Annotated in this window: 11 protein-coding genes; 7 read left to right on the forward strand and 4 right to left on the reverse strand. The window is 69.2% G+C overall.

Annotation, left to right across the window (positions count from 1 at the left end):
• Positions 1 to 3 precede the first annotated feature (3 nt).
• Positions 4 to 1,527, reverse strand: coding sequence for a transglycosylase SLT domain-containing protein (locus KOD61_RS07925; RefSeq protein WP_215218180.1), 1,524 nt, complete (start codon positions 1,525 to 1,527; stop codon positions 4 to 6).
• Between the two features lie 149 nt (positions 1,528 to 1,676).
• Between KOD61_RS07925 and KOD61_RS07930 the strand changes: the two genes are divergently transcribed.
• From KOD61_RS07930 to KOD61_RS07940, 3 genes are all read left to right on the forward strand, one after another.
• Complete coding sequence (locus tag KOD61_RS07930; RefSeq protein ID WP_215218181.1) at positions 1,677 to 3,212, forward strand: helicase HerA-like domain-containing protein; 1,536 nt, start codon at positions 1,677 to 1,679, stop codon at positions 3,210 to 3,212.
• 72 nt (positions 3,213 to 3,284) lie between these two features.
• Entirely contained in the window at positions 3,285 to 3,782 is a 498-nt protein-coding gene (locus tag KOD61_RS07935) for a copper resistance protein NlpE (protein WP_215218182.1), read from the forward strand.
• Positions 3,783 to 3,930: 148 nt separating this feature from the next.
• Positions 3,931 to 5,187, forward strand: a complete 1,257-nt coding sequence (locus KOD61_RS07940; RefSeq protein WP_215218183.1) for a DUF4013 domain-containing protein — start codon at positions 3,931 to 3,933, stop codon at positions 5,185 to 5,187.
• 30 nt (positions 5,188 to 5,217) lie between these two features.
• Here KOD61_RS07940 and KOD61_RS07945 read toward each other — a convergent pair whose 3' ends face one another.
• Entirely contained in the window at positions 5,218 to 6,717 is a 1,500-nt protein-coding gene (locus KOD61_RS07945) for a rhomboid family intramembrane serine protease (protein ID WP_215218184.1), read from the reverse strand.
• A 134-nt stretch (positions 6,718 to 6,851) separates the two neighbouring features.
• On the opposite strand from KOD61_RS07945, the gene greB reads away from it, so the two are divergent.
• Positions 6,852 to 7,352, forward strand: a complete 501-nt coding sequence (gene greB, locus KOD61_RS07950; RefSeq protein WP_215218185.1) for a transcription elongation factor GreB — start codon at positions 6,852 to 6,854, stop codon at positions 7,350 to 7,352.
• 103 nt (positions 7,353 to 7,455) lie between these two features.
• Here the strand turns inward: greB and rimO are convergent, their stop codons facing one another.
• Positions 7,456 to 8,802, reverse strand: coding sequence for a 30S ribosomal protein S12 methylthiotransferase RimO (gene rimO, locus KOD61_RS07955; protein WP_215218186.1), 1,347 nt, complete (start codon positions 8,800 to 8,802; stop codon positions 7,456 to 7,458).
• A 151-nt stretch (positions 8,803 to 8,953) separates the two neighbouring features.
• On the opposite strand from rimO, the gene KOD61_RS07960 reads away from it, so the two are divergent.
• Positions 8,954 to 9,616: a dienelactone hydrolase family protein gene (locus KOD61_RS07960; RefSeq protein WP_215218187.1), complete on the forward strand. Its 663-nt coding sequence runs from the start codon at positions 8,954 to 8,956 to the stop codon at positions 9,614 to 9,616.
• Between the two features lie 22 nt (positions 9,617 to 9,638).
• Positions 9,639 to 10,082, forward strand: coding sequence for an HIT domain-containing protein (locus KOD61_RS07965; protein WP_215218188.1), 444 nt, complete (start codon positions 9,639 to 9,641; stop codon positions 10,080 to 10,082).
• A 3-nt stretch (positions 10,083 to 10,085) separates the two neighbouring features.
• On the opposite strand, the gene dcd is transcribed toward KOD61_RS07965, so the two are convergent.
• The gene (gene dcd / locus KOD61_RS07970; protein ID WP_215218189.1) at positions 10,086 to 10,667 is read right to left on the reverse strand and encodes a dCTP deaminase; all 582 of its coding nucleotides are present in this window, start codon (positions 10,665 to 10,667) and stop codon (positions 10,086 to 10,088) included.
• 185 nt (positions 10,668 to 10,852) lie between these two features.
• Here dcd and KOD61_RS07975 point away from each other — a divergent pair, with 185 nt between their 5' ends.
• Positions 10,853 to 12,880, forward strand: coding sequence for an alpha/beta hydrolase family protein (locus KOD61_RS07975; protein WP_215218190.1), 2,028 nt, complete (start codon positions 10,853 to 10,855; stop codon positions 12,878 to 12,880).
• The last annotated feature ends 49 nt before the right edge of the window (positions 12,881 to 12,929 follow it).

The following is a 12,929-nucleotide window of genomic DNA, read 5'->3' on the forward strand; positions in this document are numbered from 1 at the left end:
CCGTCAGTTGCCGCCGCTGCATCCCTGCAGCACCAGCTCCTGGCCGGGGCGGATGGTGTAGCGCGGCCCCCTGACGCCGTTGGCATGGGCGAGTTCGGCCGGCCGGCATTCGAACTTGCGGGCGATGGAGCTGAGGGTCTCGCCGCCCTGCACGCGGTAGGTGGCCGGCGCCGCGGGTTCGGTGGGCACGGTTGCCACGGCCGACACCGGCATCGCCGAAGCGGGACCGCCCCGGACGATCGCGCGGGCCGGGTCGCTGGCCACCAGCTCGCGTGCCAGCTGCGCGCGCGACCCGTTCAGGCAGTGCCGCCGGTACAGGCTGGCGATCTCGGTCGTCGCGTCCAGCACGGCGCCCGCCGGCAGCATGTCGTCCGCTCGGTAGCGCGGGTTGAGGTTGCGCAGCGCCCGCATGTAACCGTCGCGCACGCCGCGGTTGCCCAGGCAGATCGTCAACTGGTAGATCGACGCCGGCTGCTGCAGTTGCAGCTTCGCCGGTCGCACATCGAACTCGGGCAGCGTAAGGCCGTATTCGCGAGGGTGCAGGAACAGCCACGCCGCGGCGATCACCATCGGCACGTAGTCGCGGGTCTCCGGCGGGAACTCGTGGTACACGTCGGCGTGCCAGAAGCTCTTGCCGGGATTGGCACGGTGCACGCGGCGGGCGCGGCCCTCGCCACCGTTGTACGCCGCCAGCGCCAGTTCGATGTTGCGGTTGAGCTCGCCCATCCGCTCGTTGAGGTAAGCCACGCTGGCCGCCGAGGCTGCGTACGGGTCGTAGCGGGTGTCGAAACCGGTACTGTCCTCGCCCAGGCCGAAGCGCCGGCCGGTGGCGTACATGAACTGCATCGGCCCCGACGCGCCGGCACGCGAGGTCGAGTGGACGCGGCCGTTGGACTCCTTGGCCAGGATCCCGAACAGCAGCGCCTCCGGCAGCCCCGCGCGCTCGTACTGCGGCCACATCTGGCGGCGCAGGTACTGGTAGTTCTGGTGGCTGGTGAGGAAGTCGTCGCGCATGTCGGTCAACCAGCGGCGGATGCCTTCCTGCACCGCCGGGTTGAACTGGACCATCCGGTCGAAGTCGTGCTCGTCGCCACCGAGCAACGCCGCCGCGCGCGCCGCCTCGGGCACGTCACGCGCGACCGCCGCGGCGTGGTGGGAGTCCGTGTCCGGCCCGTCGTCGTTCTCCAGGCCACCACCGGCCTCGACGTCGGCGTTGAGCTTGAGCAGGCGCTCGTAGGTCGTCAGCATCGTCGTGACCGAGCATCCCCGCTGCGCAACGCAGGCCGCGACCACGTCCTCCATGTCCTCCAGCGCGGCGTCGGCGTGGGCGGGACCTTCGGGGTCGTGGTTGCCGATGGCGACCATCGCCTCGCGGTAGCGTCCCTCGGCCGCCTGCATCCTCTGCTCCAGGGCCTCGGTCGCGGCCCGGTCACGACGCGATTGCGCGCTGGCGTCCATCGATACGGCGGCGAGCAACACGAGCAACAGCGACGCGGAGCGTCGGAACAACCGGACGGGCATGGGCATGGCACTGCAGGGGGACGACGCCCTGCAGGTTAGCCCTGTCCGTCGCGTAACGGCAATCGCGCGACGGCGCCGACGTAACCGTGCGGGGCCCCGTCAATCGCCGCGGTGATTAGGTCCTAGAATCGGCCGACCACCCCAAGGAACCGGACATGGCGAACATCCCCCCGCCGATCCTCGTCGGCAAGGCCGTCACCACGCCCGAAGCACTCCCCGATACGGGCGGCCAGGTATTCCTCCAGCCGAACCTGGCCAACCGCCACGGTCTGGTCGCCGGTGCGACCGGCACCGGCAAGACCGTCACCCTGATGACGCTTGCCGAAGGTTTCTCGCGCATCGGCGTGCCGGTGTTCATGGCGGACGTGAAGGGCGACGTCGCCGGGCTGGCCATGCCGGGCACCCTCAACGACAAGTTGAAGGCCCGGATCGAGGAAATCGGCATCGCCGGCTACGTCAACGAGGGCAGCCCGGTGGTGTTCTGGGACCTGTTCGGCAAGCTGGGCCACCCGGTGCGCGCGACGGTCAGCGAGATCGGCCCGACCCTGCTGTCGCGCATGCTGGAGCTCAACGACACCCAGTCGGGGGTGCTCGACATCGTGTTCCGCCTGGCCGACGACCGCGGCCTGCTGCTGCTGGACCTGGACGACCTGCGCGCCCTGCTCAACCTCGTCGCGGAGGAGCGCAAGAGCGTCTCGACCGACTACGGCCTGGTCAGCACCCCGTCGATCGGTGCGATCCAGCGCGCGCTGCTGCGGCTGGAATCCGACGGCGGCGACATGTTCTTCGGCGAGCCGGCGCTGGAGCTGGCCGACCTGATGCGCACCACCACCGACGGGCGCGGCGTCATCAACATCCTAGCCGCCGACAGTCTGGTGCTGAAGCCCCGGCTGTACTCGTCGTTCCTGCTGTGGCTGCTGTCGGAGCTGTTCGAGCAGTTGCCGGAGGTGGGCGACCTGGACAAGCCGAAGCTGGTGTTCGTGTTCGACGAAGCGCACCTGCTGTTCGAGGACGCCCCCAAGGCACTGCAGCAGCGGGTCGAGCAGGTGGTCCGGATCATCCGCTCCAAGGGCGTGGGCGTGTACTTCTGCTCGCAGTTCCCCGACGACGTGCCCGATGAGATGCTCGGCCAGCTGGGCAACCGCGTGCAGCATGCGCTGCGCGCCTTTACCCCGCGCGACCAGAAGGCGGTGCGCACTGCGGCGGAAACCTTCGTCCCCAACCCGGGGCTGGACGTCGCCGACGCCATCGCCCGCCTCGGCACTGGCGAGGCGCTGGTCTCGACCCTGCAGGCCAAGGGCGTCCCGATGCCGGTGGAGCAGACCCTGATCGCCGCGCCGCGCTGTCGAATGGGCGCGATCACCGATGCCGAACGTGCCGCGGTCCGCGCGGGCAGCCCGGTCGGCGCCAAGTACGACACCACGGTCGACCGCGAATCGGCCGAGGAGATGCTCGCCCGGAAGATCGAGGTCGCCGCCGGCCAAGCCGATGCGCCAGCCGCCAAGGGTGCGGAAAGCGATGCCGACGAAGGCGGCCTGGGCCAGGCCGTCCGCAACGCGGTGTTCGGCACCAAGCGGCGCCAGGGCATGGTCGAGACCATGGCCAAGCAGACCGCCCGCACCATCGGCAGCCAGATCGGCCGACAGGTTCTCCGGGGCCTGCTCGGCGGCATCTTCGGCAAGGGCCGTTGAGCGCGGCCCCTCCCCGTTGCACATGACGGTAGCCTCACCCTTCCCCCGCCCCTCACCGACAGGAGTCCCCGCATGACCCATCGATTGCTCGCCCTCGCCTGCCTCACCGTCCTGGCTGTCGCCGCCTGCAAACAGGAACCGGCCGAGCCGGTCGACGCGGCGCCTGCCGCCGCCGCCGCGGCCCCACCCGCTGCGGATATCATCCCGACCGGCGACGCCACCGCGTCCGGCGCGGGCGATTTCGACATGCGGGCGTTCGCCGGCCGGTTCAGCGGCACGCTTCCGTGCGCCAGTTGCCCCGGCATCGACACCACCCTTGTGCTGAACCCTGACGGCACCTACGCGATCACCGAGACCTACCAGGACGAAGCCGGCGCACCGGCACAGATGGACGGCACCTGGACGGTCGAGGCGGACAACGGCCAGATCCGGCTCGACCCCAACAGCAAGTCCGAGGATGACCGCCTGTTCGCGATCGATTCCAACGACCGCATCACCCAGCTGTCGCTGGATGGCACGCCGGCGGAGGGCAACCTGGATTACGGCTTGGACCGCCAGCCGGCCAACTGATCGCGCCTCCGCCGGGCGGCCCGGGTGGCCGTCCGGCGTGGTTTGCCGCATCGATCTCGACCCCGGCCCGTCCCTGGCGACGGGCCGGGGATTGTGAAGCGGCGTTTCGCCCCCGCAGAATGAACGCCTTGTTCAGGGAGCGAATCCAATGTCATCCATCCACCGCGACACGCCGGAGCCGTTCTGGCAGCGCCTCCGCGCCATCACCCTCTACCCCTTCCGCGGTGCGGCGCTGGCGAGCCTGGTCGCGCTCACGCTGGCCAGCCTGCTCGGCATGATCCCGGTGGTGGGTTGGGTGGTCGCCCTGCTGGTGTGGATCGGCGCCTACAAGTACGCCTTCGAGGTGTTGCGCGCGACCGCCGACGGCCGGCTGGAAGCGCCGGAGGTGGTGCTGGGCACCGGCGACGGCGTGGTGGCACGGCTGATCGCAATGCAACTGGTCTTCATCGTGGTGGTCCTGGCCGCGTTGCTGGTCGGCGGCCCGATCATCGGGTTGGCGGTGCTGGCGCTGGTCGCCTTCATGCAGCCGGGTTGCGTGATGTCGCTGGCGATGGACGGCAGCCTGTCGCACGCGCTCAACCCCTCGACGCCATTGGCCCTGGTCGGACGGATCGGCTGGCCATACCTGGCGGTGTTCGGGCTGCTGTTCGTGATCCAGGCCAGTGCGCTGACGGCGAGTGTCTGGCTGGCTCGCTGGATGCCGCCGGTCATCGCCGACCTGGCTGTCACCGCGGTGTCGTTCTGGGGCCTGTTTGCCGCGTTCCATCTCATGGGCTATCTCATCTACCAGTACCACGAGGCGCTGGGCTACGAGCCGGCAGCGCGCGATGGCCTGCCCGGCCGTCACGCGCCCGACGCGGACCTGCTCGGCGAGGCCGAGGCGCACGTTCGCGATGGCCACCCGGATGCCGCACTGGAGCTGCTGCGGGCGGAGACGCGCAGCCGGGCGGTCAGCCTGGAGGTTCACGAGCTCTACCACCGCCTGCTGCGGCAGTCCGGCGATGCCGCGGCGCTGACCGGCCATGCGGGCGAGTACCTCAACCTGCTGATGCTCGAGCGCGAGGAACGGCGCGCCCTCGGCCTGCTGCGCACGACGCTGGATGCCAACCCCGATTTCGTGCCGGCCCAGGTCGAACACGCCCAGGCACTGGCCGAGCGTGCCCGGCTGGCGGGCCAGGGACAGCTGGCAGCCGACACGCTGGCTGCAATGCTGCGCGCGCACCCGCGCCATCCCGACGCATCGCGCTGGGGGCTGGACGCCGCGTTGCTGCTGGTCGAGCGCTCCGGACGTGACGATGACGCCCGTGCACTGCTGCAGCAGTCTTTGGAGCGTTGCGAGGACCCCGGGCTGCAGTCGAAGATCGCGGCGGCGATGAAGGCGTTGCAGGTGCCCGAAACCGCCTGAGACGACGCCCGGTCCGGCGCCGCAGTTGGGCTAGCCGGCCGGCGCCGTCGCCGCGCCGGCGCCTTCGAGTTCGCCGAGCAGGAACCGGGCCTTCGCCGCCTGCGGCTGCGCCGGGTAGCGCTCGGCCAGTCGACGCAACGTACGTGCATGCGCATCGTCCTGATGGCACTCGCGATGCGCGAGTGCGAGCTGGAACCACAATTGGGCCACCAGCGCGTCGGCCTCCTCGCCTTCCGCTTCGCCAGTGAGTGGTGCCAGCGCCGCCTCCACTGCATCCAGCGCACCCGCCGCCAGCCAGCGCCGCGCCAGCCCGAGGCGCTCGGTCAGCGGCAACGCATCGTCGGTACCGTCCAGGTCGGCCAGCGCGCCCTGTTGCGCGTGGATTCCGTCGCTGTCCGGTGCGTCAGCCTGCAGCAGTTCGCGGGCTCGTTCGGCGATCGTCGCGTGGCGGCCGGCATTTCGTGCCACCCGGTAGCGCATCAGCCTGATGTCGAATCGTTGCGGTTGTTCGTCGGCCAGCTCGCTTAGCAGCGCGTCGGCCTCGGCCAGCTGCAGGCGTCCCAGGCAGGCTTGGGCACGCTCCCACCGATCGTCGACCTGGCGCCCACCGTCGTCGGCAATGAAGGATTCGCGCACCTGCCCCAGGCCCACCAGCAGCCCGCCCAGCAGCGCGCCGCTGACCAGCCCGCCGATGTGCGCGTCGAAGCCGACGTTGCTGTCGGCGTTGGACATCAGGTTCCATGCTTCCCAGCCGAGCCACGCCGGCAGCAGCAGGATCGCGGGTGCACGCACGTAGTCGAACACCACCCCGAACCAGTAGAAGAACCGCACCGGCTGGCGGCCCCAGACCACACAGAAGGCCCCCATCAGCGCCGCCACCGCACCGGACGCGCCGAGCCCGCCCCCGGCCTCGCCCCAGCGCCACAGCAACGACACCGCGCTCGAGCCGACCGCCCCGAGCAGGTACAGCCCCAAGTGGCGCCACGGTCCCAGAGCGCCCTCCACCAGCACCCCCAGCGCCAGCAGGAACACCATGTTGCCGACCAGGTGCATCACCCCGCCATGCAGGAACGCCGCCGCCAGCATCCGCCAAGGGTCGACCTCGGAACTGCGCAGCATGTGCCTGAGGGTGAAGACGTTCTCCAGTTCGGCGTCATAGGCCGCACGCAGGGGCCGCCAGGCTTCCAGCGCGGCCGCGCCGTCGAACAGTGCGCCGGCATGCAGCGCGTCCAGGTAGGCAACGTCGGTCAGGGTGACCTGGGATATGTAATCGGCGCGCGCGCCGGCTGGCAGCTGCCGGAGTTCGTCGAGCGCATCTATCTGGTTGGTCGCCAGCAGGTGCCGCTCGTAGGCGGGCAGTTCAAACCGTGCCAGCCCGCTGTCGACGTAATGGGTCCGCGCACGGTCCACCGCCGCCTCGTCGCCGGCCTGCCAGCCGAAGAACACCAGCACGTTGACGATGATCAGCAGCGCCGTGACCACAGGGAAGCTGGCGCGGGTGATCGGGCGATGCAGGGGCAGGATCAGCATGGGCGGCGTCCGTGTCGACAGCACGCAAGGTTCGGCGATCAGGCGCGTGCGGCGCAAGCACGTGCGGCTTGAACACGGCCGGCGGCTGGGGCATAAGCCCCGTTCGCAACATGCTCCCGCACACAGGAACAACCATGGGCCGCTGGCGTCCCCCCGCAGAAAAAAGCACCGCGCTGATCACCCGCGCCGGGCACGAGCGCCTGAAGGCGGAGCTGGACGAGCTGTGGCGGGTCAAACGCCCCGAGGTGGTCAAGGCGCTTGCGGCCGCGGCAGCCGAGGGCGACCGTTCGGAGAATGCCGAGTACACCTACCGCAAGAAGCAGCTGGGCGAGATCGACCGGCGCGTGCGTTACCTGAGCAAGCGGGTGCCCGCGCTGCGCGTGGTCGACGAGTCGCCGTCGGACCCGTCGGCGGTGTTCTTCGGCGCCACCGTCGAGGTCGAGGATGAAGTCAGCGGCGAATGCCGGCGCTACCGGATCGTCGGCCCCGACGAGACCGATGCCAGGCTCGGCTGGATCAGCATCGACTCGCCGCTTGCGCGGGCGATGCTGAAGAAGCGGCTGGACGACGGGTTCGAGGCGGAACTGCCCGGCGGTATGCGTAGGTTCGCGATCGTCGCCGTCGACTACCTGTAGGAGCGGCTTTAGCCGCGATCGGCCATTCGGTCGCGCAACGCGTGCAGATCGCGGCTGAAGCCGCTCCTACAACCTCCGGCGGCGATCAGGGTTGCGCAGCCACTCAGTCCCCGAACACGACCTCGCCGAACAGGTCGTGCTCGTCGCTGCCCATGATCTCGACATCGCAGAAGTCGCCCGGCTTGAGGCCGGCGAAGTAGCCGTTCTGGATCTGCACCAGGCCGTCGATCTCGGGTGCATCGGCCATGGAACGCGCGATCGCCAGCTCACCGTCGACCGCGTCGACGATGCAGCGCTGGATGCTGCCGACCTTGGCCTCGAGCTTGGCCTCGGAAATCCCCGCCTGCCGCTCCATGAAGCGCGCCAGGCGCTCCTGCTTGAGCGCCTCTGGCACGGGGTCGGGCAACGCGTTGGCCTTCGCACCCTCCACCGGCGAGTAGGCGAACGCGCCCACCCGGTCCAGCTGGGCCTCGTCGAGGAAGTCCAGCAGCTCCTCGAACTCCGCGTCGGTCTCGCCCGGGAAGCCGACGATGAAGGTCGAGCGGATGGTCAGCTCCGGGCACACATCGCGCCACCGGCGGATCCGCTCCAGGGTCTTGTCGACCGCGCCCGGGCGCTTCATCAGCTTCAGTACCCGCGGACTGGCGTGCTGGAACGGAATGTCCAGGTACGGAAGGATCCGTCCCTCGGCCATCAGCGGGATGATCTCGTCGACGTGCGGGTACGGATACACGTAGTGCAGGCGCGTCCACAGGCCGAGCTCGCCGAGCCCTTCGCACAACGCCTTCATCCGTGTCTGGTACGCCCGGCCGCGCCACTCGCGCTCGGCATAGCGGACGTCGACGCCATAGGCGGACGTGTCCTGCGAGATCACCAGCAGCTCCTTCACCCCACCCATCGCGAGCTTTTCGGCCTCGCGCAGGACCTGGTCGACCGGGCGCGAGACAAGGTCGCCGCGCATCGACGGGATGATGCAGAAGCTGCAGCGGTGGTTGCAGCCTTCGGAAATCTTCAGGTAGGCGTAGTGCTTGGGCGTCAGCTTGATGCCGGTGTCCGGGACCAGGCTGATGAACGGATCGTGGCGCGGCGGCAGGGCTTTGTGCACCGCGCCCAGCACGCTGTCGTAGTCCTGCGGCCCGCTGATCGACAGCACGCCCGGATGCGCCTCGCGGATGACCTCCTCCCGCTTGCCCAGGCACCCGGTGACGATGACCTTGCCATTCTCGGCCATCGCCTCGCCGATCGCGTCGAGCGATTCGGCGACCGCCGAGTCGATGAAGCCGCAGGTGTTGACCACCACCACGTCGGCATCGTCGTACGTCGGCACCAGGTCGTAACCCTCGACCCGCAGCTGGGTCAGGATGCGCTCGGAGTCGACGAGCGCCTTGGGGCAACCAAGGCTGACGAAGCCGACTTTGGGGTTCTTGGTAGGGGCGTGGGGAACGGACATGGGTTACCGGTGGGTGCGAAGCGGAACCGGCATGCGGCGCCGCGCCCGGCCACGGGGGCAGGACGCGATCGGCGCAGGCGGGCCGCGGATTATAGCCCCCGCGCTAGACTGTTCCGGGCTGCAGGCCGCCTGCCAACTGAACGGAATCGCCATGGACCACCGCGTCGACATCGAAACCACGCACGGCCCCATTGGCGGCTGGCGCTGCGATCCCACCGGACCGTCGCGGGGCGCGGTGATCGTCATCCATGAAATCTTCGGCCTGAACGCGCATATCCGCAGCGTGGCCGGGCGCTTTGCCGCGGCCGGCTTCGTGGCCGTGGCACCGGCGCTGTTCGACCCGGTCAGCCGCGACGTGGAGCTCGACTACGACGCTGCCGGGGTGGCACGCGGACGCGCGCTAACGGCGGAGCTGGGCTTCGACCGCGCAGTTGACCTGGTCGCCGCCGCCGCGCGCACCGTCCAGGCCGAGGGGCTGCGCACGGCCGCCGTGGGGTTCTGCTGGGGTGGCACGCTCGCCCTGCTCGGCAACACTCGGCTGGGCCTGCCGGCGGTCAGCTACTACGGCGGCCGCAGCGTACCGTTCCTCGACGAGCCCCTGCGCGCGCCGATGCTGTTCCACTTCGGTGAGCGCGACCCGATCATCTCGCCCGAACACGTCGCGCTGCATCGTGAGCACCATCCGGGCGCGACGATCCACGTCTACCCCGCGGGGCACGGTTTCAATTGCGACCCGCGTGACGACTTCGAACCCGCCAGCGCTGCACTCGCCTGGCAGCGCACCACCGATTTCCTGGTCGACGCCCTGCGCTGACCACCCGCACCCCGGAGGCCGCATGAGCCGACGTCACCCACCCGCGCCCGGCTGGCACCTGCATCCGCAACTGGCCGAGGACACCCACCCGGTCGCCGCACTGGAACTCAGCGAACTGCGGCTGATGGACGACGCCAACCATCCCTGGCTGATCCTGGTGCCGCGGGTAGAGGATGCGACGGAGTGGATCGACCTCGACGTCGCCCAGCAGGCCGTCCTCAGCCGGGAAATCAGCCTGGCCAGTCGGGCCCTCAAGGCCGAGTTCCGACCGCACAAACTCAACGTTGCCGCGCTGGGGAACCTGGTCCCCCAGTTGCACATCCACGTGATCGCGCGCTTCGAGCACGACATCGCCTGGCCGCGCCCTGTCTGGGGCACCGCCAGCGCCAAGCGTCATACGGCTGAAGAACTGATCCGCCAGGTGGACCGGCTGCAGGCCGCGCTGGCCAGCGCCGGTCCCGGCTGAGCCTCAGGTGCGCGGCAGGGTCACGCCGCGCTGGCCCTGGTACTTGCCACCGCGGTCCTTGTACGAGGTCTCGCAGACGTCGTCGGCCGCCGCCTGGAAGAACAGCATCTGCGCAACGCCCTCGTTCGCGTAGATGCGCGCCGGCAGCGGCGTGGTGTTACTGAACTCCAGCGTGACGTGGCCTTCCCACTCGGGCTCCAGCGGCGTCACGTTGACGATGATCCCGCAGCGCGCGTAGGTGCTCTTGCCCAGGCACACCACCAGGGTGTCGCGCGGAATGCGGAAGTACTCGACCGTGCGCGCCAGCGCGAACGAATTGGGCGGGATGATGCACTCGTCCGCCTCGATGTCGACAAAGCTCTTGGGATCGAAGTGCTTGGGATCGACGATGGTCGAGTTGATGTTGGTGAACACCTTGAACTCGCGCGAGCACCGCACGTCGTAGCCGTAGCTCGAGGTGCCGTAGCTGACGATCCGCTCCGCCCCGCCCTTGTCGGCGAACTTCACCTGGCCCGGCTCGTACGGCTCGATCATCGCGTGCTGCTCGGCCATGCGGCGGATCCAACGGTCGGACTTGATGCTCATGCGATCCCTGGTTTGAGGCGGAAACGCGGATTCTAGGCCAACCGGGCCGCGGCGCCCTTTGTCTATCCGTTCGCTGAACAGGGGAGACCCTTGTCACACACCGGTCATCTTCTGTTAAGTTCCCGTTACAGGGGAAAACGGAGCCAGGCGCGCCGGTTCTTCCTGTCAATTCCAAGGGAAGAACCATGACCGAGACGACCGTCCGCAACGTCCTCTACAGCTGCTGCATCGCCCTGTTCGCCACCGGCGTCCAGGCCCGCGAGCCGATCGCCATCGACGATTTCGCGCGGGTGCCTGCCATCCAGTCGCCGTCGATGAGTGCCGATGGCAAGAACCTGGTCGCCATCGTCGCCTCGCCCGGCAGCGAGTTCCAGGAAACCGCGCTGGCCACCTGGAACCTGGACAACATGGACGCCGGCCCGGTCGTCACACCGTCCGGTGACCGGATGAAGTTCATCGCCGCCAGCGCCCTCAAGGCGGACCGGGTGCTGGTGCTGGGGCGGCAGGAATGGACCGGCGAGCTGGGCGGCTGTGGCGAGGGCAGCGTGTCGGGCGCGACCAAGACCTTCGTAACCAAGGCCTACCTGACCGACACGACCCACGAGGACTTCAGCGAGGCGTTTGCCAACAACACCCGCCGGCTGGGCATCAGCGAGCGCACCCAGCGCTGCCTCGAGATCGCCGGCACGTCGTCGCTGGTGCACTCGCTGCCGCTGGACCCCGAGAACGTCATCGTTTCGCAGATGAACGAGATGACGTTCTCGGCCAACTACTACCGCTACAACCTGCGCACTGGCGACACCGAGCTGCTGTTCCGCGGGACCGGGCTGACCAGCCCCGGCCTGTTCCACCCGCGCACCGGCGACTTGTTGACCCGGTCTCAGATCGAGCCGATCGCGTCCAACGAGTACGAGCAGCGGATCCTGATCCGCAACGCCGACACCGGTGAGTTCGTGGAGCACAAGGAACTCACCACCAAGCTGACCGCGCGCCACACGGTGGACGTCGTCGGCATCGACGAGGCCTCCGGCGATTTCTACGTCCTGACCGACCTGTTCTCCGATCGCGTGGAGGCCCGTGTCTACGACCCGTCCACGCGCACGTTCGACGACGAGCCGCTGGCCGCGCATCCCGAGTTCTCCATCACCGGCCTGATCACCGGCATGCAGCCGAGCAACTTCAACCGCGTGCTGGGCTTCGTGGTGGACGGCGTGGAGCCCCAGCAGGTCTTCATCGACCCGACCATGAAGGCGGTCCACGACGGCCTGCGCCAGGCCTTCCCGGGCCAGGGCATCGCGATCCGGGGCTACAACGACGACCTGTCGCGGGTGCTGTTCACCGCGAGCAGCCATCGCCATGCCCCGTCCCACCACGTGCTGGTGGACCGCAAGCAGGTGGTCGCCATCGGCAGCGAGCGTCCGTGGATCGAGCCGGGCCAGATCGGCGAGCAGAAGTGGGTGACCTACAAGGCGCGTGACGGGCGGGAGATCCCGGCCATCCTCGACCTGCCGGTGGGCTGGAAGACCGGCGATGCCCCCCTGCCCGCGATCATCCATCCGCATGGCGGCCCCTGGGCGCGCGACCACGGCGGCTGGGACCAGTCCGGCTGGGTGCCGTTCCTGACCTCGCGCGGCTACGCGGTGCTGCGTCCGCAGTACCGGGGTTCGTCCGGCCTGGGTCGTGATCTGTGGGTCGCCGGCGACAGCCAATGGGGCGAGTCGATGCAGGACGACAAGGACGACGGCGCCGCATGGCTGGTGGCCCAGGGCATCGCCGATCCCGACCGCATGGCCATCTTCGGCTATTCCTACGGCGGGTTCGCTGCCGCCGCGGCGGTGGTCCGCAAGGACGGCCCGTACCAGTGCGCCATCTCCGGTGCTCCGGTGACCGACCTGGCGCGTCTCGGCACCACGTGGAGCTCCAACCGCCTCCAGCGAATCCTCCAGGGCCAGACCGTCACCGGCATGGACCCGATGCGCAACACCGCGTCGGCGGACATCCCGGTGCTGCTGATGGTCGGCGACCGCGACGTGCGGACGCCGGCATTCCATGCGAAGGGCTTCTACGACGGCGTCCGCAAGCACGTGCCTGCACGTTTCGAGCTGATCGCCGACATGCCGCATTCGATGCCCTGGTACCCGGCGCACCACACCCGGATGCTGGGGCTGATCGAGAACTACCTGGCCACCGAATGTGGGCCGGGCGGGCTGTAACGGGAACGGGTCACCCCACGGAGGGGGCCAACAGGTGGGCGGCCCGCGG

Source organism: Lysobacter luteus (assembly GCF_907164845.1).
Taxonomy (GTDB): Bacteria; Pseudomonadota; Gammaproteobacteria; order Xanthomonadales; family Xanthomonadaceae; genus Novilysobacter; species Novilysobacter luteus.